Raw genomic sequence first — 24,332 nt, forward strand, 5'->3', positions numbered from 1 at the left:
TGTTCTCTCCTGTCCTAGCGCGCCTGGGCGGCCTTCTTGCGGGATTTGGGCATCTCGATGAAGATTTCGCTGCCCTGCGGCTTGCGGCCGAACAAAGTGCCTTCGGACACGCCGCCCGAGCAGCCGTTGCCGAAGGTAAAGCCGCAGCTGCCTTTTTCGTTGAAGCTGTCTTCCACGATTTCCTTGTGGCTGCTGGGTACGACGAAGCGGTCTTCGTAGTTGGCAATCGCCATGATCTGGTACATGTCCTGCACCGTTTCCTCGGACAGCCCCACCTGTTCCAGCAGCGCCGTGTCGCGTTCGCCGTGCACGGTTTCCGAGCGCTTGTAGGCGCGCATCGCCAGCATGCGTTCCAGCGCCTGCAACACGGGTGCTTCCTTGCCGGCCGTGAGCAGGTTGGCCAGGTAGCGCACGGGAATGCGCAAGCTGGACACGTCCGGGATCATCGCGCTCTTGCCCACGGTGCGCTGCGGCATCTGGCCGGCTTCGGCCGCCGTCTGGATGGGGGACAGCGGCGGGATGTACCAGACCATCGGCAAGGTGCGGTATTCCGGATGCAGCGGAAACGCCACGCGCCATTGCACGGCCATCTTGTAGACGGGCGACTGCCGGGCCGCTTCCAGCCACGATTCGGGTATGCCCTGTTCGCGCGCGGCGGCGATCACCGCCGGGGAATGCGGGTCCAGGAACAGGTCCAGCTGCGATTCATAAAGGTCCTGTTCGTTGGCGGTGGCGGCCGCGCGTTCGATCTGGTCGGCGTCATACAGCATGACGCCCAGGTAACGGATGCGGCCCACGCAGGTTTCCGAGCACACGGTGGGCTGGCCGGCTTCAATGCGCGGATAGCAGAATGTGCACTTCTCGGCCTTGCCGCTGCTCCAGTTGTAGTAGATCTTCTTGTACGGGCAGCCCGAGATGCACATTCGCCAGCCGCGGCATTTGTCCTGATCCACCAGCACGATGCCGTCGTCTTCGCGCTTGTAGATCGAGCCCGACGGGCAGCTGGCTACGCAGGCGGGGTTCAGGCAGTGTTCGCACAGGCGCGGCAGGTACATCATGAACGTGTTCTCGAACGTCGAGTACATCTCTTTCTGCACGCCTTCGAACAACGCGTCGCGGCTGCGCGCGCTGAATTCACCGCCCAGGTCGTCTTCCCAGTTCGGGCCCCAATGGATCTTGTCCATCTTCTTGCCGGTCAGCACCGACACGGGGCGCGCGGTGGGCGGCGTTTGCGACAGCGGCGCGTTCTGCAGGTGTTCGTAATCGAAGGTGAAGGGTTCGTAGTAGTCGTCAATGGCCGGCAGGTTCGGGTTGGCGAACAGGTTGGCCAGGATGCGCAGCTTGCCGCCCTGGCGCGGTTCCAGCTTGCCGGCGGCGGTGCGCTTCCAGCCGCCCTTCCACTTGTCCTGGTTTTCCCATTCCTTGGGGTAGCCGATGCCGGGCTTCGTTTCCACGTTGTTGAACCAGGCGTATTCGACGCCGTCGCGGCTGGTCCAGACGTTCTTGCAGGTGACCGAACACGTGTGGCAGCCGATGCACTTGTCCAGGTTCAGCACCATGCCGATTTGGGCGCGTATCCTCATGATTGCTTCTCTTCTTGTTGCGTGGCTTGTTCAGCCGGGTCCTCGACCAGCGGGCCTTCCAGCCAGTCCACCTTCTTCATCTTGCGCAGCACCACGAATTCGTCGCGGTTGGCGCCCACGGTGCCGTAGTAGTTAAAGCCGTAGGCCTGCTGCGCGTAACCGCCGATCATGTGCGTGGGCTTGAGCACCGTGCGCGTAACCGAGTTATGGATGCCGCCGCGCTTGCCGCTGGTTTCCGCGCCGGGCACGTTCACGATCTTTTCCTGCGCGTGGTACATCAGGCACATGCCCACCGGCACGCGCTGGCTGACCACGACGCGCGCGGTCAAGGTGCCGTTCACGTTGAAGACTTCGACCCAGTCGTTGTCCACCAGGCCGGCCTGTTTGGCCTCGGTTTCCGACACCCACACGTGGGGGCCGCCACGGCTTAAGGTCAGCATGCGCAGGTTGTCGGAATAGGTGCTGTGGATGCCCCATTTCTGGTGCGGCGTCAGCCAGTTCAGCACCAGTTCCTTTTCGCCGTTGGGATACTTGCCCAGCATGGGCGCCACCGTCTTGGTGTCGATGGCGGGCTTGTACACGCACGAACCCTCGCCAAAGTCCAGCATCCAGCGGTGGTCCTGGTAGAACTGCTGGCGGCCGGTCAGCGTGCGCCACGGGATCAGTTCGTGCACGTTGGTGTAGCCCGCGTTGTAGCTGACCTCTTCGCTTTCCAGCCCCGACCACGTCGGCGCCGAAATGATCTTGCGCGGTTGCGCCTGGATATCCCGGAAACGGATCTTGTCGTGCTCGCGGCCCACGGCCAGGTGGGTGTGGTCGCGCCCGGTGATCTTGCCCAGCGCTTCCCATGCCTTGACCGACACATGGCCGTTGGTTTCGGGCGCAAAGGTCAGGATCATTTCCGCCGCGTCGATGGCGGTGTCCAGGCGCGGGCGGCCCTGGCTGACGCCGGCCTCGCCCACGCTGGCGTTGATGCCGGCCAGCTCGTGCACTTCGTGCTCGGTGTTCCAGTTGATGCCCTTGCCGCCGTTGCCCAGCTTGTCCAGCAAGGGGCCCACCGACGTGAACTTGCGATAGATGTCGTTGTAGTCGCGCTCAACCACCGTCATCGACGGCGCGGTCTTGCCCGGCACCAGATCGCATTCGCCCAGCTTCCAGTCGCGCGGTTCAAACGCCTGGCCCAGTTCTCCCGGCGTGTCGTGCATCAGCGGGGTCAGTACCAGGTCGCGGCGCTTGCCCAGGTAGGGGCCGCCGATCTCGCTGAACTTCCTGGCCAGCAGCTTGTAGATTTCCCAGTCGGTCTTGCTTTCCCACAGCGGCTGCACGGCTTCGCTCAAGGGGTGGATGAAGGGGTGCATGTCGGACGTGTTCAAGTCGTCCTTTTCGTACCAGGTGGCCGTGGGCAGCACGATGTCGCCGTACAGGCAGGTAGTGCTCATGCGGAAGTCCAGCACCGTCAGCAAGTCCAGCTTGCCCTCGGCGGCGTCTTCCTGATAAGTCACTTCGGTGGGCTTGATGGCGGCGGCTTCGTCGCCGAACACGGCGTTTTGCGTGCCCAGCAAGTACTTCAGGAAGTACTCGTGGCCCTTGCCGCTGGAACCCAGGATGTTGGAGCGCCACACGAACATGTTGCGCGGAAAGTTGGCCGGGTCGTCCGGATCTTCGCAAGACATGCGCAGCGCGCCGGACTTCAGTTGTTCCACGGCGTGCGCCACGGGATCCTTGCCGGCGGCGTCGGCCTGGGCCACGAGGTCCAGCGGATTGGTGCGCAGTTGCGGAGCCGACGGCAGCCAGCCCATGCGTTCGGCGCGCGCGTTCAGGTCGATCATCGACAGGTCGCCGTACTTGGCGCGGTCGGCGGTGGGGCCAAGCACTTCCTGCACGTTCAACTTTTCATGGCGCCACTGGCTGGTGTGGGCGTAGAAGAACGACGTGCCGTTCATCTGGCGCGGCGGACGCACCCAATCCGACGCAAAGGCCAGCGGGGCCCAGCCGAACTGCGGGCGCAGCTTTTCCTGGCCCACGTAATGCGCCCAGCCGCCGCCGCTCTTGCCCACGCACCCGCACATCATCAGCATGTTGATGATGCCGCGGTAGATCATGTCCATGTGGTACCAGTGGTTCAGGCCCGCGCCCACGATCACCATCGACTTGCCTTCCGTGTCGTGCGCGTTCTGCGCGAATTCGCGCGCCACCTGGATCACCTGCGCGCGCGGCACGCCGGTATGCTTTTCCTGCCAGGCGGGCGTGTAGGCCACGTCATCGTCGTAGGACGTGGCGACGTTGGCGCCGCCCAGGCCACGGTCCAGGCCGTAGTTGGCCATTTGCAGGTCGTACACCGTGGCGACCAGCGCGTCCGTGCCATCGGCCAGGCGGATGCGGCGGGCCGGCAGGTTGCGCACCAGCACGTCGTCGTGCTCGCCGCCAAAGTACGGGAAGCCCACGCCCACCGTTTCCGCGCCCTGGCCCAGCAGGCTCAGGGTGGGTTCGATGGCCTGGCCATTGCCGCCATTGCGGGATTCCAGGTTCCAGCGGCCAACCTTTTCACCATCGTTGACCGCGCCCTCGCCCCAGCGAAAGCCGATGCTGCCGTTGGGCGCCACCAGGGCGCCGCTGTGCGCGTCCAGCACCAGCGTCTTCCAGTCGGGGTTGTTCTGTTCGCCCAGCGCGCCGTCAAGGTGCGAGGCGCGCAGGAAGTGGTCGGGTGCGTAGAAGCCATCGCGCGGCTTGAGCAACACCAGCATGGGCATGTCGGTGTAGCGGCGCACGTAGTCGCGAAAGTACGGCGACGGGTTGGCCGACAGGTGGAACTCTTTCAAGATGACGTGGCCCATCGCCATCGCCAGCGCGGCATCGGTACCTTGCTTGGGCGCCAGCCAGATGTCACCGAACTTGACCATTTCACCGAAGTCGCTGGACACGGCCACCGTCTTGGTGCCCTTGTAGCGGACCTCGGTGTAGAAGTGCGCATCGGGCGTGCGGGTCTGCGGCACGTTCGATCCCCACACCATCAGGTAGGTGGAGTTGTACCAATCCGCCGATTCCGGCACGTCGGTCTGCTCGCCCCAGATCTGCGGGCTGGCCGGCGGCAGGTCGCAATACCAGTCGTAGAAGCTCAGGCATGCGCCGCCCAGCAGGCTGAGGTAACGCGCGCCGGCGGCGTAGCTGACCATGGACATGGCGGGAATCGGCGAAAAGCCGATCACGCGGTCGGGACCGAATTTCTTGATGGTCAGCGCATTGGCGGCGGCAATGATTTCGGTGGCGGTGTCCCAATCGGCGCGAACAAAGCCGCCCAGGCCGCGGACTGACTTGTAGCGCTTGGCGCGCACGGGGTCCTGGCTGATCCATTCCCAGGCGGCAATGGGGTCCATCGTCTTGCGGGCTTCGCGCCACATCTGCATCAGGCGGCCGCGGATCATCGGGTACTTCACGCGCTGTGCGGAATACACGTACCAGCTGTACGAGGCGCCACGCGGACAGCCGCGCGGTTCGTGGTTGGGCAGGTCGGGCCGCGTGCGCGGGTAGTCGGTCTGCTGCGTTTCCCAGGTGATCAGTCCGTTCTTGACGTACACCTTCCACGAGCACGAGCCCGTGCAGTTCACGCCGTGGGTAGACCGCACCACCTTGTCGTGCTGCCAGCGGGCGCGGTAGGCGTTTTCCCACTTGCGGTCTTCATTGACCGTTTCGCCGTGACCATCGGCAAAGGTGGATTTGACCCGGGACATGAACTTCAACCGGTCCAGGAAGTGACTCATTGTGTTTCTCCAAGAGCGCCGCGTCGGCGGCGCGTACTGCAATCGTTGCGCTGGTTTCACTGTAGGTCGGGGTCCGTCCCCCGACCATTCGCCAGAGGGCCAGGCCGGGCGCGGCAAAGTGACTAGTCACCCGCCGCGCGCTTTGTTCAGCAAGGCACCGGCGCGTTCCTGCGCGCATAGAACCACCACGTAATCACCATGCACGTGGCGTAAAAACCGATGAAGCAAAACAGAGCCGCCTGCACGCTGCCCGTCATTTCCAGCGACGTGCCGAAACTGCGCGGGATGAAAAAGCCGCCGTAGGCGCCGATGGCCCCGGAAAAGCCCAACACCGCCGCCGATTCCTTGGCCGCTTCGCCCAGCGCACGCTTGTGCGCGTCGGAGCCTTTGCCCGCGGCCGCCTGGGTGCGCTCGCGCAGGAAGATCACGGGAATCATCCGAAACGTCGAGCCGTTGCCCACGCCCGTCAGCGCGAACAGCACAATGAACATCGCGAGGAAACCGTTGAAGTTGCCGCCCTGGCCGGCCCCGGGCAGGAACAGCATCACGCCCAGCACCGCCGCAATCATTCCGGCGAAGGTGACCAGCGTGACGCGCGCGCCGCCCAGCTTGTCCGACACCCAGCCGCCCACGGGCCGCGTCAACGAGCCCACCAGCGGCCCCAGGAACGCGTACGCCATGGGGTTGACGTCGGGGAACAGCGTCTTGGTCAGCATGGCGAAGCCCGCCGAAAACCCGATGAAGGAGCCGAACGTGCCCACGTACAGCCAGCACATCAACCAGTTGTGCTTGCGCTTGAAGATCACCGCCTGGTCCGCGAACGACGCACGCGCGTCGGCGATGTCGTTCATGCCGAACCACGCCGCGATGGCCGCAATGGCGATCGGTACCACCCAGATGAAACCGGCGTTTTGCAGCCACAGGTTCTGCGCCGCGCCATTGACCGTGATGTCCTGCGGTGCGCCGCCGGCCACGCCGAAGACGCCCACCGAAATCACCACGGGCACGACAAACTGCGCCAGCGACACGCCCAGGTTCCCGATGCCGGCGTTAAGCCCCGTCGCCAGGCCCTTCTTTTCCTTCGGGAAAAAGAAGCTGATGTTGGCCATGCTGGAACTGAAGTTGCCGCCGCCCAGCCCGCACAGCAGCGCCAGGATCAGCAGCGTTGGGAACGACGTGGTGGGGTCGCGCAGCGCAAAACCCATGCCCAACGCGGGCACCAGCAAGGAGGCCGTCGAGATCGCCGTCCACTTGCGTCCGCCGAACACGGGCACCAGGAACGAATAGAAGATGCGCAAGGTGGCGCCTGACAGCGCGGGCAGCGCCGTCAGCCAGAACAGCTGGTTCTTGGACAGCATGAAACCGGCGCGGTCCAGGTTGACGACGACCACGCTCCACAGCATCCAGATGCTGAACGCCAGCATCAGCGCGGGAATCGAGATCCAAAGATTGCGGTTGGCGACGCGGGCGCCGGTCTGCTTCCAGAAGCCGGGGTTCTCCGGCTCCCAACGCGTCAGGACTTGTGTGGACATAGGAGCCTCTATTTGGAGGAAATGGGTTGCGGGGTCGTAAGCGACGCCCGCCCCAGCGCCGCGCTTTCAGGGCGGAAGCTGAAGTGCATGAAGATCAGCGACACGCAGACGGTGCCGTACAGCAGCATGAAGGCGCTGGACCGTACGCCGGTCAGGTCCAGCAGCACGCCGAACAGGATGGGCAACACGAAGCCGCCCATGCCGCCCGCCAGGCCCACGATGCCGGACACCGCGCCGATGTTTTCGCCGAACTCGTCCGAGATGAACTTGAAGACCGACGCCTTGCCGATGGCCATGGCGATGCCGACCACGAACAGCAGCACAGTGAAGGTGACCGGGCCCAACGCAATGCCGAACTGCCGGGGGCCGCCGGTGGTCATCACGGTGAACTGGGTTTGCGGGTAGCTCAGCAGGAAGAACGCCACCCAGCACACCCACATCACCCACCACGTGGTCTTGTAGGCGCCGTAGCGGTCCGAGATCCACCCGCCCATGGCGCGCAAGACGCCGCCGGGCAACGAGAAGCAGGCGGCCAGCAGCGCGGCCAGCTTCATGTCGAAACCGTATTCGCCGATGTAGTACTTGGTCATCCACAGCGCCAACGCCACATAGCCGCCGAACACCACCGAGTAGTACTGGCAGTAGCGCCAGACGCGCGGGTCGCGCAGCATGGCAAATTGTGCCGACAGCGTGGCGCGCTGGGTCACCCGGTGCGACGGGTCCGATGCCGAGAACATCCAGAACAGCACCGCCGTGACCAGCAGCGCCACCGCGTACACCTGGGGCACGATGACCCAGGCGCCGCCGGCCGCCGCGATCAACGCGGGCGCCACGAACTTGGTGATGGCCGACCCGGAGTTGCCCGCGCCGAACACGCCCATGGCCAGGCCCTGCTTGTTGCGCGGAAACCAGCGCGCCACATACGGCGTGCCGACCGAGAACGAGCCGCCCGTCAGGCCCACGAACAAGGCCAGCACCAGAAATTGCCAGTACTCGGTGGCGTAGGACAGCAGCCAGATCGGCACCACCGCCAACAGCATCAGGATGAAGAACACGGGCCGGCCGCCGTAGCGGTCGGTCCAGATGCCAAGCGGCACGCGCACCAGCGAACCGGTCAATACCGGCATGGCGGCCAACAGGCCGAATTGCGTTTCGGACAAGCCCAGTTGCGCCTTGATGGGTATGCCCAGCACCGCGAAGATCATCCATACCGCAAAGCAGATGGTGAAGGCGAACGTGCTTGAAATCAGGACCCGCATCGGCCTGCCGGACGGGGATGTTGCTGCTGTCATGGTTACTCTCGCTTTACTCACGAAGACATGGCGCTAGCCTAGGCACGCGCCGCGCCGGCGACCATTCGCCGGCCGACCATTCGGGCCACGCCGATGTGCCTAGTCACCCGGTTTCCGTGCCCGCGTTTGCGCTGGATCAAGCGTTGGCCTATGCCCGGCGCAGGCCCAGGATTAATATGTATTGCAAATACACCTTCACCAATACACCTTCAAAAAGGCGCAGACCGCCATGCCCTCGTTGCTGACCATCGATGAACCCGCCGCGCCACCCCGCCGGCCTCGCCCGCAATGGCGCGCCATTACCGAAATGGGGTTCCGGCCGCTGTATCTGGCCGGCTGCCTGTGGGCGTTGGTATCGGTGTGGTTGTGGGTGCATGCGCCGGGCCGCATCACCGGGCTGATGGCCGGCGTGTTCTGGCATGCGCACGAAATGCTGTGGGGGTTTGTCGCCACGATTGCCGTGGGCTTTCTGCTGACGGCCGGCGCCAACTGGACGGGCAAGAACCCCTTGCGCGGCAACGCGCTGGCGCTCTTGTGCCTGTTATGGGTGGTGGCGCGCGTGGGCTACCTGACGCCGGGCAGGCCCGCGTACGTGATCGCCGTCGTGGCGGACCTGGGGTTTTTCGTGTGGGGCGCCGCCGCCCTGGGCCGCGCCGTCTGGGTCACGCGCAACCAGCGCAACGCGGGCGTGCCGATCTTGATGCTGGGCCTGGCCACCACCAACGCGCTGTATTTATGGGCCGCCGCGCAAGGCGACTATCTGGCGGTGATGCGCTACTTCAATGCCGGCCTGCTTTGCATGGCTGTGCTGACGCTGCTGATTGCGCGTCGCGTGATTCCGTTCTTTGCCAAGCGCGCCGTGACGAGCCTGGACATACCCGCCCAGACCCGCAGCGGTCATTGGCAATTGGGCACGGGCGTGGCGGCCATTGCCGGTTTGCTTGCGGGGCAGCCGCGTCTGGCCGCGGCGGCCTTGACGGCCACGGGCTTGATCGCGCTATGGCAATGGGTGTCATGGAAGCCGTGGGCCGTGCGGCGCGTGCCGCTGCTGTGGATCTTGTATGCCGGCTATGTCGGCCTGGGCGCCGGGCTGCTGGTGGGCGCGGCGCAATTGGCGGGCGTGGTCGTCCGGCTGGCGTGGCCCGCGCACGTGATCGGCGTGGCGGGGTTTTCGGTGCTGATCGTGGGCATGGTGACCCGCACGGCACTAGGCCACCTGGGGCGGCCCTTGCAAACCGATCGCTGCATGGTGGCCAGTTTCGTGCTGGTGATTGTGGCGGCGCTGTCGCGGCTGGCAGCCCTGTGGCCCAGCGTGGCCGCCACCGGTCTGCTGCATGCCGCCACCAGCGCCTGGGGACTGGCGATGGCTCTGTACCTGTGGCGCTTTTTCCCGCTGATGATCCGCCCACGCGCCGACGCCGCCAAGCCGGCGGCGCCGATGATGCGCGTGATGCCGGTCGCCCGGCCGCGCGTCTGAGTGGGGCGGCGCGCCACGCCTGCCCGCCGGCCTGCCCGCCGGCCCGTTTAGCAGGCCGGTTTAGCCGTCTCGTTTAGCCGCGCCCTTCCCGGCGCTCGATCGCCTCGACTTCGCGGCGCATAGCCTTCAGCCACGCCTTCAGCAACGCCTGATCCGAGAACTGCATCACCTCGTGTTCCAGTTCGCCGATGTACTCCTGGATGTCGACGATGTCGTCATCCAGTTCTTCCAGCACCGTCTCCGGGTCGAACGAGGCGAACGGGTCCAGGTCGTAGCGCAGCTTGAAGCCTTCTTCGGCGTAGCTGGCCTGATGCAGCACTTCGTCCAGCTGCGCCTGCAAGGTGGCGTTGGCTTGCGGCAGGCCGTCGTCGGGCACATCGGCCAGCGGCGTCAAATCCGGCGTGCCCAGCTTGCGCCGCGCCGCTTCTTCGTCCTGCATCGTCTGCCACGCCACCGCGTTCGGCGTGGTGTTGCGCAAGGCGGCGCGGGCCAGGGCCAGCAGGTCTTCGGCTTCGTCGTCTTCGAACTGGTCCTGGATGATGCGCAGCAGTTGCGTCGGCGTGAAGGTCGACAGATCGGTGTCGGGGTCCAGCTCCAGGGCCTCGATCAGTTCCGCCTTGGCGTCTTCGGATTCGTCAGCGGCGGCCTCGTCGTAGTCCAGGCCACTGTGCTTCTTGTAAAGGGTCTTGAGCTTGTCGGCATCGCAACCGGCCGGCAGTTCGCCCTTGGCGTCCAGCAGCAGCAATTCCGCCGAAAACTCGGTCACCAGCTCGGACACGAATTCGCGTTCGGCCTTGGACAGCCCCATGTTCTTGTGCGCGTGGTCAAAGCACAGCACGAGCTTCATGCGCAGTTCGTGCAGCTTCTTTTCCAGCGGCGCCAGGCCTTCCGTGTACTTGCGCTGGTATTCGGCCTCGACCGCCTGCCATTGATCCAGGCGACCGCGTTCCGTTTCCAGGCGTGCCTGTAGCCGCTCGAATAACTGACGCGGGGTTTCCAGTGAATGTTGGCCCATGACCTGCTCCTTGCAAACCGGGTAATGAAAGTAGCCGCCACTCTAAACGATTCGGGCAAAGCCCTCTTGGGTTTTTCAGTTAATAACGCTAATCATTATTATTAATATAGAATCTCGGCTGTCCGGCACACCCTGCCCGCAACCTCTTCGCCACGTCTTCGCCACGTCTTGGCCACGTCAGCGCAACATCTCTCAGCACAACATCTATTTGGCAGTCCCGATGTCTTTGCCCCCCACCGCGGGCCCTGCCCCCCTCCGCGCCTCCGCCCACGCCCCTCCTCCACCCGTCGCCCGATCACGGCGCCGCGTGATCCTGACGGTGGCCGTGCTGGTACTTGCCTTGGTCGCGGCGCTGGCCATGTGGTGGAAAACCCAAAGCGGCCCCGCCGCCGCCCGTCCACCCGAATACAACCAGATACCCGTTGCCGTCAGCGTCGCGGCCGCCCGCGTCGGGCCGCTGCAACGCGACCTGCATGCGCTGGGCACCATCACGCCCTTGACCCACGTTGTGCTGCGCAGCCAGGTTGAAGGCGAATTGTTGCGCCTGCATTACACCGAGGGCCAGGCCGTGGTGCGCGGCCAGCTCTTGGCCGAGATCGACCCGCGTCCCTATCAAACCGCGCTGGCGGCGGCCGAAGGTGAATTGGCGCGCACGCAGGCGCTGCTGGACAACGCCCAGGCCGATCTACAGCGCTACCGCACATTGGCGCGCCAGGAATCCGTGGCCGGGCAGCAGCTGGACACCGCCCAGGCGCAGGTGCGCGCCTACACCGCGCAGCGCGAACTGAACCGCGCACAGGTGGCCGACGCACAGCGGCTGCTGGGGCTGACCCGCATCACTGCCCCGCACGATGGCCGCATCGGCCTGCGCCGCGTTGACGCCGGCAACCATGTGCGCGCCAACGATGCCGACGGGCTGACCACGCTGGTGCAGACCACGCCCATTTCGGCGCTGTTCAGCATTTCGGAAACGCGGCTGGACTTGCTGCGCCAGGCGCAGGCGCGAACGGACGTGTTGCGCGTGCAGGCCTGGGATGCCGACGACCGCCGCCTGCTGGCCGAAGGCACGCTTGAAGCCTTGGACAACCGCGTCCAGACCGGCAGCGGCACCGTGCGGCTGCGCGCCCGTTTCGACAACCCCGACGAATCGCTGTTTCCCAATCAATTCGTGAACATCCGGCTGGCCCTGGTCCAGCAAGACAACGTGGTCACCATTCCGTCGGCCGCCGTGCAGTATGGGTCCGAAGGCGCGTTCGTTTTTGTGATCGGCGACGACGCGCGCGCCACGCGCCGCGTGTTGCAGCTGGGCCCCGCCAACGCGGGCCATATCGTCGTGCAAGCCGGATTGGCGCCGGCCGAGCGCGTGGTGGTCGAAGGCGTGGACCGCCTGCATGACGGCCGCAACGTCCAGATCGTAGACCCCCTGACTTGAACCGCGCATGAGCCTGTCACGCCCCTTCATCCTGCGTCCGGTGGCGACGTCTTTCCTGATGATCGCCCTGCTGCTGTCGGGCCTCCTGGCCTGGCGCATGCTGCCCGTGGCCGCGTTGCCGCAGGTGGATTACCCCATCATCCAGGTCACCACGCAGTACCCGGGCGCCAGCCCCAACGTGACGGCGCGCGCCGTGACCGCGCCGCTGGAACGCCGCTTTGGGCAGATACCGGGCTTAAAGCAGATGTCGTCCACCAGCGGCAGCGGCATTTCGGTCATCACGTTGCAGTTTTCGCTGGACGTGTCGCTGGGCGTGGCCGAACAAGAGGTGCAGGCGGCCATCAGCGCCAGCGGCTCGCTGCTGCCCGGTGACCTGCCCACGCCACCCGTTTACCGCAAGGTCAACCCGGCCGACGTGCCCATCCTGACGCTGGCGGTGACCTCGGAATCCCTGCCCTTGCCCACCGTGTATGACCTGGTCGACACACGCATGACGCAGCGGCTGTCGCAGCTATCGGGCGTGGGCATGGTCAGCCTGGCCGGCGGCCAGCGCCCGGCCGTGCGCGTGCAGGTCAACCCGATGGCGCTGGCGGCGCGCGGGCTGCAACTGTCCGACGTGCAGGAAGCCATCGCCAAGGCAAATTCCAATCAACCCAAGGGCAGCTTCGACGGGCCGGTGCGCTCCGTCATCATGGACGCGAACGACCAGCTGCAAAGCGCCGCCGAATACCGCGAACTGATCGTGGCCTGGAAGAACGGCGCGCCGGTGCGGCTGGGCCAGGTCGCCACCATTGAAGACGGCGCCGAAGACCGCTACCTGGCCGCCTGGGTCGACAAGCAACCGGCCGTGCTGGTCAATATCCAACGCCAGCCGGGCGCCAACGTCATCGCCGTGGCCGACCAGGTCAAGGCGCTGCTGCCCCAACTGACGGCCAGCCTGCCCGCCGCCGCGCACGTGCGCATCCTGACCGACCGCACCGAAAGCATCCGCGCGTCGGTGCGCGGCGTGCAATGGGAACTGGTGTTTGCCGTGGGGCTGGTGGTGCTGGTCACGTTCCTGTTCCTCTCCAACCTGCCCGCCACGCTGATCCCCAGCCTGGCCGTGCCGCTATCGCTGATCGGCACTTTCGGCTTCATGCACCTGGCGGGCTTTTCCACCAACAACCTGACGCTGATGGCGCTGACTATCGGCGCGGGCTTCGTGGTGGATGACGCCATCGTCATGCTGGAGAACATTGCGCGGTATCGCGAACAGGGGCACAGCCCGATGTCGGCCGCGCTGAAAGGCGCCGGGCAGATCGGCTTCACGCTGGTGTCGCTGACCCTGTCGTTGATTGCCGTGCTGATCCCGCTGCTGTTCATGGAAGACGTGGTGGGCCGGCTGTTCCGTGAATTCGCCATCACCTTGGCGGTGGCCATCCTGATATCGCTGGGCGTATCGCTGACGCTAACGCCCATGATGTGCGCGCGCCTGCTGCCCGCGCACGGGCAATCGCGCCCCGGCGTGCTGGACCGCATCCAGGCGCGCTACGCGGGATGGCTGGACATCACGCTGCGCCACCAGCGCCTGACGTTGATGGTGATGCTTGGCACCGTGGTCTTGACTGGCCTGCTGTACCTGGCAGTACCTAAAGGATTTTTCCCGGTGCAGGACGGCGGCGTGCTGCAAGGCGTGACGCAGTCCACGCAAAGCACCTCGTTTGACGCCATGTCGCGCAGGCAGCAAGCCGTGGCCCAGGCGCTGCTGGCGGATCCCGATGTGCAAAGCCTGTCGTCCTTCATCGGCATCGACAGCATGAACGCGACGTTGAACACCGGGCGGCTGCTGATCAACCTGAAGCCCTGGGCCGAACGCAGCGCGCCGCTAGCCGATGTCATGGCGCGCCTGGACGCGCGCGCCCGCGACGTCCACGGCATCTCGCTGTTTTTGCAGCCGGTGCAGGAATTGAATATCGAAGACCGCGTCAGCCGGGGCCAGTACCAATTCAGCCTGACGTCCCCCGACAGCGCGCTGCTGGCGCAATGGAGCCAGGCGCTGACGCAGCGGCTGGCGCAGTCGCCCGCGCTGGCCGAGGTGTCGTCCGACCTGCAAGGCAATGGCCGCCAGGCGTACCTGGAAGTGTCGCGCGATACGGCCGCGCGGCTGGGCGTCACGATGGACGACGTGGTGCAGGCGCTGTACAACGCGTTTGGCCAGCGCCAGGTGGCCACGCTGTTCACGCAGTCGAACCAGTACCGCGTGGTGCTGGAAGTGGACCGCAGCCTGGCGCTGGGGCCCGAGGCGCTGGAACGCATCCACCTGCAAACCGAGGACGGGCAGGCGATTCCGCTGTCGGCGCTGGCCACGGTCAGCGAACGCGCGGTGCCGCTGGCGATCAACCATCTGTCGCAATTTCCGGCCGTGAACCTATCGTTCAACCTGCCGCCGGGCGGGTCGTTGGGCGACGCCATTGCCGCCATTGAATCGGCCAAGACCGACATCGCCCTGCCGCCCAGCGTGGAACTGCGGCTGCAAGGCGCGGCCTCGGCATTCCAGGCGTCCCTGTCCAATACGCTGTGGCTGATGCTGGCGGCGGTGGTCACGATGTACCTGGTGCTGGGCATGCTGTATGAAAGCGCCATTCACCCCGTCACCATCCTGTCGACCCTGCCGTCGGCCACCGTGGGCGCGTTGCTGGCGCTGTTGATTACCGGCCGGCCGCTGGACCTGATTGCCGTCATCGGCATCATCCTGCTCATCGGGCTGGTCAAGAAGAACGGCATCATGATGGTGGACTTTGCGCTGGACGCCGAGCGCACGCGCGGGTTGGCGCCGCGGGATGCCATCCGCGAAGCCGCGCTGCTGCGCTTGCGGCCGATCTTGATGACGACGCTGGCCGCGCTGTTCGGCGCGCTGCCGCTGATGCTGGCCACCGGCTCGGGCGCCGAACTGCGCCAGCCGCTGGGCTGGGTCATGGTGGGCGGCCTCTTGGTCAGCCAGGTGTTGACGCTGTTCACCACGCCTGCGGTCTATCTGTTCTTTCACCGGCTGGGGCAGCGGCGCCCGGTCGGTGTGAGGCCCGACGGGCGCAACGCATGATCCGCGCGTTGCTGCACCGCCCGGTCGCCTGCCTGTTCCTGGCGCTGGCGTTGACGCTGCTGGGCGCGGTGGCGTGGCGGCTGTTGCCCGTTGCGCCCTTGCCCCAGGTGGACTTTCCCACCATCGAGGTGCGCGCCGAACTGCCCGGCGCCAGCCCGGAAAGCATGGCCAGCACGGTGGCCGCGCCGCTGGAGCGCGCGCTGGGCAGCATCGCGGGCGTCAGCGCCATGAGTTCGTCCAGCAACCAGGGCGCCACGCGCGTGCAGCTGCAATTCGAGCTGGACCGCGACATCAACGAAGCGGCCCGCGACGTGCAGGCCGCGCTGAATGCCGCGCGCGGCGAACTGCCCGCGGGCATGCCGCAAAGCCCCAGCTACCGCAAGGTCAACCCGTCGCAGGCGCCCATCATGGCGCTGGCCTTGAGTTCCGCCACGCGCCCGGCTGGCCAGCTGTATGACCTGGGATCGACGGTGCTGGCGCAAAAGCTGTCGCAGATCAATGGCGTGGGCGAAGTCACCCTGGGCGGCAGTTCGCTGCCCGCCGTGCGCGTGCAGGTCAACCCCAACGCGCTGGCCCATTACGGCGTGGCGCTGGACGACGTGCGCAATGCCATCGCGAATTCCGCGCCCCTGCGGCCGCTAGGCCAGCTGGACGCGGCCGGCCAGCGCTGGGAAGTCGGCACGCTGGAGCAGCCGCGCGGCGCGGATGAATACGGCCGCCTGATCGTGCGCCACGACGACGGCGCGGTGATCCGGCTGGCGCAGGTGGCGCGCGTCAGCGATTCCGTCGAAAACCGCTACAGCAGCGGCTTTCACAACACGAATCCGGCCGTCGTGCTGACCATCAGCCGCCAGACCGGCGCGAACATCATCGAGACCATCGGCGCGATCAACGCCGCCCTGCCCGGCCTGCGCGCGCTGATGCCGGCCGACGTGGACCTGACGGTGGCGCTGGACCGCTCGCCCGGCATCAACGCCACCTTGCGCGAGGCCCACATCACGCTGGGCCTGGCGACCGCGCTGGTCATCCTGGTGGTGTGGCTGTTTCTGGGCAACGCGCGCGCGGCGGCGATTCCCAGCGTGGCGATACCCGTGTGCCTGATCGCCACGTTCGCCGTCATGCACGCGTGGGGCTTTTCGCTGAACAACCTGTCGTTGATGGCGCTGATCGTCGCGGCCGGCCTGGTGGTGGATGACGCCATCGTCGTGCTGGAAAACATCTCGCGCCACCTTGAACGCGGCCTGTCGCCCCGCAAGGCGGCATTGCGCGGTGTACGCGAAGTGGGCTTCACGCTGGTTGCCATGACGGTGGCGTTAAGCGTGGTGTTCGTGTCGATCCTCTTCATGGGTGGGCTGGTCGAACGGCTGTTCCGTGAATTCTCGATCACGCTGGTGGCGGCCACGGTGATTTCGCTGGTGGTCTCCGTGGCGATCATCCCGGCCTTGTGCGCGCGTTGGCTGCGCGCGGATCAACCTTCGGCCCAATCGCCGCAATCGCCGCAATCGCCCCAATCGCCTCAATCGCCCCAATCGCCCCAATCGCCGCAATCGCCGCAATCGCTTCCTTCGCGCCCGTCGCGCCTGCAATCGGCCTTCGCCCGCGCGCACGATGCCTACGGCCGGTCCCTTGCGCGCGTGCTGGGGCATGCCCGCTTGACCCTGTTGCTGCTGGCCGCCGTGGTCGGCTTGAACGTGTATCTGTACGTCGAAGCGCCCAAGGGCTTTCTGCCCGTGCAAGACACCGGCCAACTGGTGGGATTCGTGCGCGGCGACGACGGATTTTCGTTCCAGGTCATGCAACCCAAGATCGACCAATACCGCCAGCTGGTGCTCAAGCATCCGGCCGTGCAGGACGTCATCGGCTACAACGGCGGCAGCCTGGGCATCAGCAATTCGCTATTCCTGATCCGCCTGAAGCCCGCCGCCGAACGCGGCGAATCATCTACCGAAGTCATCAACTGGCTGCGCACCCACGCCCCGCCCGTGCCCGGCGGCATGTTCTTCCTGAACGTCGACCAGGACCTGCGCATGCCCGGTGGCTTCGGCAATTCCGGCGACCACGAATTGGCCATCATGGCCAGCGACGTGCCCGCGCTGCGCGACTGGGCACGCAAGATCTCCAAAGCCATGCAAGACATCCCCGAACTGCGCGACGTGGACGCCCAAGGCGACGGCGCCACGCAGCAGGTCGTCATCAACATCGACCGCGCGGCCGCGCAGCGGCTGGGCGTGGACATGGACACGATCAGCAGTGTGCTCAGCAATTCGTTCAGCCAACGCCAGGTCGCCACCCTGTACGACGCCATGAACCAATACCGCGTGGTACTGGAGCTGGACCCGCGCTACACCGAAGACCCCGACGTGCTGGAGCAAGTGCAGGTGGTGGCGGCCGACGGCACGCGCATCCCCCTGACCGCCTTCGCCACCTACGAGAACGGGCTGGTCAACGACCGCGTCTACCACGACGGCCTGTTCGCGGCCGTCGGCGTCGGCTTTTCGCTGGCGCCCGGCGTATCGCTGGAACAAGGCCTGGCCGCCATCGACGCCGCCATGGCCAAGCTGATGGTGCCGTCCACCATCCAGACGCGCCTGGGCGGCGATGCGCGCAACTTCCAGCAAAGCCTGCAAGACCAGCCCTGGCTGATCCTGGCCGTGCTGGTCGCCATCTACCTGGTGCTGGGCATCCTGTACGAAAGCCCGCTGCACCCGCTGACCATCCTGTCCACCCTGCCGTCCGCCGGCGTGGGCGCGCTGCTGGCGCTGCGCATCGCCAACATCGAATTCACCCTGATCGCGTTGCTGGGCCTGTTCCTGCTGGTCGGCATCGTCATGAAGAACGCCATCCTGATGATCGACTTCGCCCTCAGCCTGGAACGCCGCGAAGGCCTGACTCCCCGCGCAGCCATCCACCGCGCCGCCATGCTGCGCCTGCGCCCTATCGTAATGACCAACCTGGCCGGCCTGCTCGGCGCCCTGCCCCTGGTGCTGGGCATGGGCGACGGCGCCGAACTGCGCCGCCCCCTGGGCATCGCCATCGTCGGCGGCTTGATGATCAGCCAGTTCCTGACGCTGTATACGACGCCTATTGTGTATCTGGCATTGGAACGGCTGCGGGTGAAGCTGGGGGGTGCGGGGCGAGCTACTCCGGCCACCGGGGCGCGGCGGTCAGGCGGTCGGACATGAATGCCAGGAATTCGCGGGCTAGCTGCGGTAGCGTTCTGCCTTGCAGGGTCAGCACCTGGATGCTGCGTTGGCGCATTTCGGGGTTGGTGAATGGCACGGCGACCAGGCCGCCTTCGCCCAGTTGGCCCATCAGCGTCAGGTAGCCGGACAAGGCGACGATCTGGCTGCCGGGCAGCATCGGCAGGAAGGCGGCGGAATGGTTCGAGACGTAGGCGGGTTCGATGTGCAGGCCCGCGTTGGCGCAGGCGGCGTCGAACAGTTGGCGCACGGTGGTGCCGTGGTCGCCCACGGATAGCGGATAGTGGACCAGGTCGCGCATGCCGATGCTGCGGCGGCCGGCCAGCGGGTGCTGGCGGCACATTACGGCGTAGACGGGTGCACGGGTCAGCAGCTCGGTTTTCAGGCGGTCGTCTTGCGCCGTGGTGTAGCGCAGCGCCATCTGGGCCAAGCCTTCAAGGATGTGGCGGCTGACTTCTTCGGGGCGTTCCACGTACAGATGAAAGCGCGCCTCGGGCCGCTCGCGGTTGAACTGCGCCATGCACATGGGCAGAAAATGATGGGCGAAGCCTTCGGTGCAGGCCAGGCGGATCGTGACATCGCCCACATGACCGCGCTGGCGGATTTCGGACGTGACGCGTTCTGCTTCCAGCGCCGCCGCATTGGCGTACGCGGCCAGTTGGCGGCCGGCCTCGCTCAGTTCCATGCCGCGCGCCAGGCGCTCGAACAGCGCAACGCCCAAGGCGTCTTCCAGCTTGGCAATCTGACGGCTGACCGCCGAGGCGGCCACGTGCTGCGACGCCGCCGCGCCGGCGATCGAGCCGCTGCGCGCGACCTCAAGAAAATACCGCAGTCCCAACGAGATCATCCCGCCTCCGTGTCACACATGCCAAAAAGGCAACGCAAAGATGCTAATTATCTGATTGTGGCATGTAGCGATGCGTAATAACTTTGTGCCTCCCTCGTCCCGAGTGCCGCCGTGAACCGCGAACAAGCCGTCCTGCAAGCCGTTGAAGCCTTTGACAATGGCACCCTTGAAGCCGCCCTGGCGCGTCGCGTCGCGTATGCCACGGAAAGTGAAGTGCCCGAGCAGGCGCCGATGCAGCACGCCTATCTGAACCAGGACCTGATCCCGGTCCTGAGCCGGATGGGCTTTACCTGTGAAGTGCATCCCAACCCCGAAGGCGTGGACCTGCCTATCCTGGTGGCGCGGCGCATTGAAGCGCCCGGCTTGCCCACCGTGCTGATGTACGGCCATGGCGACGTGGTGCGCGGCAATGCGGCCAAGTGGGAAGCGGGCCGCGACCCCTGGCAGTTGCAAGTGGACGGCGACCGCTGGTATGGCCGGGGCACGGCCGACAACAAAGGCCAGCACAGCATCAACCTGGAAGCGCTGCGGCAGGTGATCGCCGCGCGCGGCGGCAAGCTGGGGTTCAACGCCACCTGGCTGATCGAGACCGGCGAAGAAGCCGGTTCACCCGGCCTGGCCGCGTTCTGCGACGCGAAGCGCGACACGTTGGCGGCGGACGTGTTCATCGCCAGCGACGGCCCGCGTCTGCATGCAGCGCGCCCCACGCTGTTCATGGGATCGCGCGGGGCGGTCAATTTTGAATTGAAGCTGCGCGCGCGTGAACGTGGCTACCACTCCGGCAATTGGGGCGGCCTGCTGGCCAACCCCGCCATCGTGCTGATGCACGCCATCGGCACCCTGGTGGACGCGCGTGGCCGCATAACGGTGCCGGCGCTGCGCCCCCCCGCCATCCCCGACGCCGTGCGCGAGGCGCTGGCGGATCTTGAGGTAGGCGGCGGCGAGGACGACCCCGACATCAACGCATGGTGGGGCGAGCCCGGGCTGACGGCGCCTGAAAAAGTATTCGGCTGGAACAGCCTGGACGTGCTGACCTTTGGCGCGGGCGACCCGGCCAAACCCGTGAACGCGATTCCGCCCGAGGCCGTGGCCTGGTGCCAGTTGCGCTTCGTGGTGGGCACCGATTGGCGCGCGCTGGAAACGCATGTGCGCGAGCACCTGCGCCTAGGCGGTTTTGAAGACGTGCAAGTGCGCGTCGGCATGCAAGGCGGCGCCACGCGCTTGTCGCCCGATAACGCCTGGGTGCGCTGGGCGGCGGCGTCGCTGGAACGCACGACCGGCAAGCGCCCCGCACTGCTGCCGAACCTGGGCGGCTCGCTGCCAAACGAAATTTTTGCCGACCTGCTGGGCCTGCCCACCTTGTGGGTGCCGCATTCTTACCCCGCCTGCGCGCAGCATGCGCCCAATGAGCATCTGCTGGGCAGCGTGGCGCGCGAAGGGCTGGCCATCATGGCCGGCCTGTTCTGGGACCTGGGCGAAGCCGTTCCCGCCTGACCGACCGTTTCACTACCGAGAGCGTTGCCATGACTGCTAGATTCTGTGCCGCCGTGATGGCGTTCAACCTTGCCGTCGCCGCTTATGCGGGCGACGCCCATGCCGCCTACCCCGAGCAGCCGATCAAGATCGTGGTGCCCTTCACGCCGGGCGGCGCGACCGATACGGTGGCGCGGCTGCTGGCCAACAAGCTGTCGGGCCGCCTGGGCCAGTCGGTCATCGTCGAGAACCGCCCCGGCGCGTCCACGGTGATCGGGGCGGACGTCGTGGCGCGCGCCCAGCCCGATGGCTACACATTGCTGCTGTCGGGCAGCACTACGTACACCGTCTTGCCCGCGTTGAATTCGTCACTGCCCTACGACCCCGTGCGCAGCTTCGAACATGTGGCCATCGTCGCCCTGGCGCCCGTGGTGCTGCTGGCGCAGAACGGCTTGGCGGCGACCACCGTGCAGGAAGCGGCGGCGCTGGCTAAGCAGCAAAGCAGCAAGGGCGGGCTGATGTACGGCACGTTCGGACCGGGCTCGGCGCCGCATCTGGCGGGCGAAATGTTTGCCGAGGCCGCGGGCGCGAAGATGATGCCGGTGCCGTACAAGGGCAGCGCGCAGCTGATCACCGCGATGATCGGCGGCGAGGTGTCGCTGGGCGTGGACACGGTGTCATCCGCCGCGCCGCAAGTGCGCGCGGGCAAGGTGCGGGCACTGGCCGTCACGGGCGAACACCGCGTGCCGCAGATGCCGGACGTGCCGACTTTCGAGGAAGCCGGGATTCCCCAGGTGTCGTTCGTGGGCTGGTACGCCCTGGCCGCGCCGGCCCATACGCCCGCGCCGGTGATCGACACGTTGAACCGCGCGGTCGCGCAGATCATGCAGGACCCGCAGGTGAAAAAGGCGGTGTCGGACCTGGCGTTGGAACCTGTGTTCTTGCCGGGCCAGGCGTTCAAGGACCGGATTCAAAAAGAAGTGCAGACGTTCAGCGCCGTGGCCAAGCGCGCCGAGATCAAGCTGGAATAGACGGAAAAACAGGCACGGGCGCAAGGCGGCTAGGCGGCTAGGCGGCTAGGCGGCTAGGCAGCAGCATCAGAGCCGCACCGCACCGCCACGCCACGCCACCGCCAAGGGCTGACACCACCAGTCACGACCGCAAAAAAAACGCCTGGGGGTGCACGCCGCGAAGCGTGCACCACCAGGCGCCGGTGCAGAGCGCACACGCGGCCCGCAAAACCGTCGGCGTCAGACCATCGGCGGCATCGTTTCCCGTTCGGGGTGCCGATGCTTGGCCAGGGCCTTGATGAACGCCGTTGCGCTTTTCGCGGGTGCGCCGCCGCCCATCAACAGGCCTTCGTCGGCTTCGTCTGGCGCGATGCCCGCCGAGCCGATCAGTTGCCCGCCCCGGCCCAGCCCCATCAGCGTCTTGCCATGCCGGAAGGCGTCGCGCAGGAATTCCAGCGCGCGGCCGTCCGTCTGCAAGCGCGCCACGGCGGCGTCGCCCCCGGGCACCACCGCGCCGTCAAACAGCGTCGACGGGTGGTTGTCCAGCGACGCGTCGGCATCCAGCATGCCGCCGCCTTCGGTCTGCACGGGGCCGATGCGCTGGCCTACCAAGCGCACCACCACGCCGGCCTGGATCAACGCGTCGGCCACGGCCGACACGGCGCCTTCATCCACGCCCTCGGCCACCAGAATCGCTACCTTGCGCGTGGCCACATTGCCATCACCCGGCCTTGCGGTCAGCGACAGCGCGGGCGACACCTCGATCTCCGGCTTGGGCGGCTGCGCAATGGCACGGGGCAGCGGGTCGGGCAAGACCATGCCCAGCAGATCCGCCACGCCCTGGGCCAATTCGTCGGACACGTTGCGCAACGAGGCCACCATGCGCTGGCGGATGGCGGGCACCGTCACCTTGCTCAGTTCGAACGAGAACGCGTGCACGATGTGGCGCTTTTCCCAGTCGGTCTGGCTGTTGTAGAACAGCGTGGCCTGGTTGTAGTGCTCGGCAAACTTTTCGGGATGGCCGCGCAATTCGTCGCCCGCGATGGGCTCGGGAAACGGCACATAGCCTTCCATGCCGGCCTGAAACGGGCATCCGCCCGCCAGCGAGTTCGGCTCGTACGCGACGCGACCACGATGAATCGCCTGGCGGTGCATGCCGTCGCGCTGGTTGTTGTGCACCGGCGCCACGGGCGCATTGATGGGGATTTCGTGGAAGTTCGGACCGCCCAGCCGCGAGATCTGCGTGTCCACGTAGGAATGGATGCGGCCGGCCAGCAGCGGGTCGTTGGTGAAGTCCACGCCCGGCACCACGTGCGCCGTGCAGAACGCCACCTGCTCGGTCTCGGCAAAGAAGTTGTCCGGGTTGCGGTCCAGCACCATGCGGCCGATCGGCACGATAGGCACCAATTCTTCCGGCACGATCTTGGTGGCGTCCAACACATCGAAGCTGAAGCTGTCGGCTTCTTCTTCCGTGAAGATCTGCACGCCCAGTTCCCACTCGGGGCCCTTGCCCGCGTCGATGGCTTCCCACAGGTCGCGGCGGTGAAAGTCGGGGTCGGCGCCAGACACCTTGACCGCCTCGTCCCACACCTGCGAATGCGTACCCAGGATCGGCGTCCAGTGAAATTTCACCAGGCGCGATTCACCACGCGCGTTCACAAAGCGGAACGTGTGCACGCCAAAGCCCTGCATCATCCGGTAGCTGCGCGGGATGGCGCGGTCGGACATCAGCCACATCAGCATGTGCGTGGATTCCGGCATCAGCGACACAAAGTCCCAGAACGTATCGTGGGCCGACGCGGCCTGCGGCATGCCGTGATGCGGCTCGGGCTTGACCGCGTGCACCAGGTCCGGGAACTTCATCGCGTCCTGGATAAAGAACACCGGCATGTTGTTGCCCACCAGGTCCCAGTTGCCTTCGTCGGTATAGAACTTGACGGCAAAGCCGCGCACGTCGCGCGCCGTGTCCTTGGAACCGCGTTCGCCGGCCACCGTGGAAAAGCGCACGAACACCGGCGTGCGCTTGCCCTTTTCGGCGAACAGCGACGCGGCGGTCAAGTCGGTCAACGGCCGATAGCATTCGAAGTAACCGTGCGCCGCCGAACCGCGCGCGTGCACGATGCGTTCGGGGATGCGCTCGTGGTCGAAGTGCGTGATCTTTTCGCGCAGGATGAAGTCTTTCAGCAAAGCGGGCCCGCGCAGGCCGGCCTTCAGGGAATGCTGGTTGTCGGCGATTGGCACGCCCTGGTTTGTCGTCAGCACCTGCCCACTGCCGTCGGCGCGCACGCGGCCCAAGCGGCCATCCACCGCGTTCACGCCGGGCTCGGCGGCATCGCCCGTCTTGGCGTTGGCTTCCGATTCCGACAGGGAACTGGCGCCCACGGACGGGTCCGGCGGTGTCGTGTGCGCGCCGGTGTAGGGACAGCGCGCGCCTTCCTCGCCGTACTCGGCGGCCTTGTTGGCGTTGTGCGGCAGGGACGCAACCGTGGCGCCCACGGCCGCGGCCCGCTTGAGCGCCGGGTGCACCGGTTTGCCCGCGGGGCCGGCGGCCGGGCCGCTGTCGGTATTCATATAGGCGGTGTCGACGGCGCCGGCCGCGCCCTTGCTTACGGGTTTCTTGCTTGCCATCAAGGC

The 24,332-nt window shown here is 66.3% G+C and carries 13 protein-coding genes; 6 read left to right on the plus strand and 7 right to left on the minus strand.

Annotated features, from left to right (window positions below):
• Positions 1-14: 14 nt before the first annotated feature.
• The 4 genes from narH to KYT87_RS15525 all read right to left on the minus strand — a co-directional run bounded on the left by narH (position 15) and on the right by KYT87_RS15525 (position 8,132).
• A complete protein-coding gene (narH, locus tag KYT87_RS15510) occupies positions 15-1,583 on the minus strand; it encodes a nitrate reductase subunit beta (protein WP_046806708.1) in 1,569 nt (522 codons plus the stop codon).
• Entirely contained in the window at positions 1,580-5,341 is a 3,762-nt protein-coding gene (locus tag KYT87_RS15515) for a nitrate reductase subunit alpha (RefSeq protein ID WP_219990275.1), read from the minus strand. The genes narH and KYT87_RS15515 overlap by 4 nt, the downstream gene beginning before the upstream one ends.
• Before the next feature lie 146 nt (positions 5,342-5,487).
• On the minus strand, positions 5,488-6,873 hold the full coding sequence (locus KYT87_RS15520) for a NarK family nitrate/nitrite MFS transporter (RefSeq protein ID WP_219990276.1): 1,386 nt from the start codon (positions 6,871-6,873) through the stop codon (positions 5,488-5,490).
• Positions 6,874-6,881: 8 nt separating this feature from the next.
• A complete protein-coding gene (locus KYT87_RS15525) occupies positions 6,882-8,132 on the minus strand; it encodes a nitrate/nitrite transporter (protein ID WP_120155909.1) in 1,251 nt (416 codons plus the stop codon).
• A 262-nt stretch (positions 8,133-8,394) separates the two neighbouring features.
• On the opposite strand from KYT87_RS15525, the gene KYT87_RS15530 reads away from it, so the two are divergent.
• A complete protein-coding gene (locus KYT87_RS15530) occupies positions 8,395-9,642 on the plus strand; it encodes an NnrS family protein (RefSeq protein ID WP_219990277.1) in 1,248 nt (415 codons plus the stop codon).
• Between the two features lie 73 nt (positions 9,643-9,715).
• Here the strand turns inward: KYT87_RS15530 and KYT87_RS15535 are convergent, their stop codons facing one another.
• Positions 9,716-10,657, minus strand: a complete 942-nt coding sequence (locus KYT87_RS15535; protein ID WP_120155914.1) for a molecular chaperone DnaJ — start codon at positions 10,655-10,657, stop codon at positions 9,716-9,718.
• 307 nt (positions 10,658-10,964) lie between these two features.
• Between KYT87_RS15535 and KYT87_RS15540 the strand changes: the two genes are divergently transcribed.
• Genes KYT87_RS15540 through KYT87_RS15550 form a run of 3 tightly spaced genes read left to right on the plus strand, consistent with a single transcriptional unit; the run spans position 10,965 to position 18,350 of the window.
• The gene (locus KYT87_RS15540; protein WP_255593183.1) at positions 10,965-12,089 is read left to right on the plus strand and encodes an efflux RND transporter periplasmic adaptor subunit; all 1,125 of its coding nucleotides are present in this window, start codon (positions 10,965-10,967) and stop codon (positions 12,087-12,089) included.
• A gap of 7 nt (positions 12,090-12,096) precedes the next feature.
• Positions 12,097-15,168 carry a multidrug efflux RND transporter permease subunit gene (locus KYT87_RS15545; RefSeq protein WP_219990279.1) on the plus strand — a complete coding sequence of 1,024 codons (3,072 nt, stop codon included), beginning with the start codon at positions 12,097-12,099 and terminating at the stop codon, positions 15,166-15,168.
• Positions 15,165-18,350 carry an efflux RND transporter permease subunit gene (locus KYT87_RS15550; protein ID WP_219990280.1) on the plus strand — a complete coding sequence of 1,062 codons (3,186 nt, stop codon included), beginning with the start codon at positions 15,165-15,167 and terminating at the stop codon, positions 18,348-18,350. The genes KYT87_RS15545 and KYT87_RS15550 overlap by 4 nt, the downstream gene beginning before the upstream one ends.
• On the opposite strand, the gene KYT87_RS15555 is transcribed toward KYT87_RS15550, so the two are convergent.
• Complete coding sequence (locus KYT87_RS15555; protein ID WP_219990281.1) at positions 18,307-19,215, minus strand: LysR family transcriptional regulator; 909 nt, start codon at positions 19,213-19,215, stop codon at positions 18,307-18,309. The genes KYT87_RS15550 and KYT87_RS15555 overlap by 44 nt on opposite strands.
• A gap of 111 nt (positions 19,216-19,326) precedes the next feature.
• On the opposite strand from KYT87_RS15555, the gene KYT87_RS15560 reads away from it, so the two are divergent.
• Together KYT87_RS15560 and KYT87_RS15565 are read left to right on the plus strand one after the other, a co-directional pair.
• Positions 19,327-20,709: a M20 family metallopeptidase gene (locus KYT87_RS15560; RefSeq protein WP_219990282.1), complete on the plus strand. Its 1,383-nt coding sequence runs from the start codon at positions 19,327-19,329 to the stop codon at positions 20,707-20,709.
• 29 nt (positions 20,710-20,738) lie between these two features.
• Positions 20,739-21,719: a tripartite tricarboxylate transporter substrate binding protein gene (locus KYT87_RS15565; protein WP_219990283.1), complete on the plus strand. Its 981-nt coding sequence runs from the start codon at positions 20,739-20,741 to the stop codon at positions 21,717-21,719.
• A gap of 219 nt (positions 21,720-21,938) precedes the next feature.
• Here the strand turns inward: KYT87_RS15565 and KYT87_RS15570 are convergent, their stop codons facing one another.
• A complete protein-coding gene (locus KYT87_RS15570; protein ID WP_219990284.1) occupies positions 21,939-24,326 on the minus strand; it encodes a catalase in 2,388 nt (795 codons plus the stop codon).
• Positions 24,327-24,332 lie beyond the last annotated feature (6 nt).

The sequence above is a fragment of the Achromobacter sp. ES-001 genome, from assembly GCF_019448355.1.
GTDB lineage: Bacteria > Pseudomonadota > Gammaproteobacteria > Burkholderiales > Burkholderiaceae_B > Achromobacter > Achromobacter spanius_B.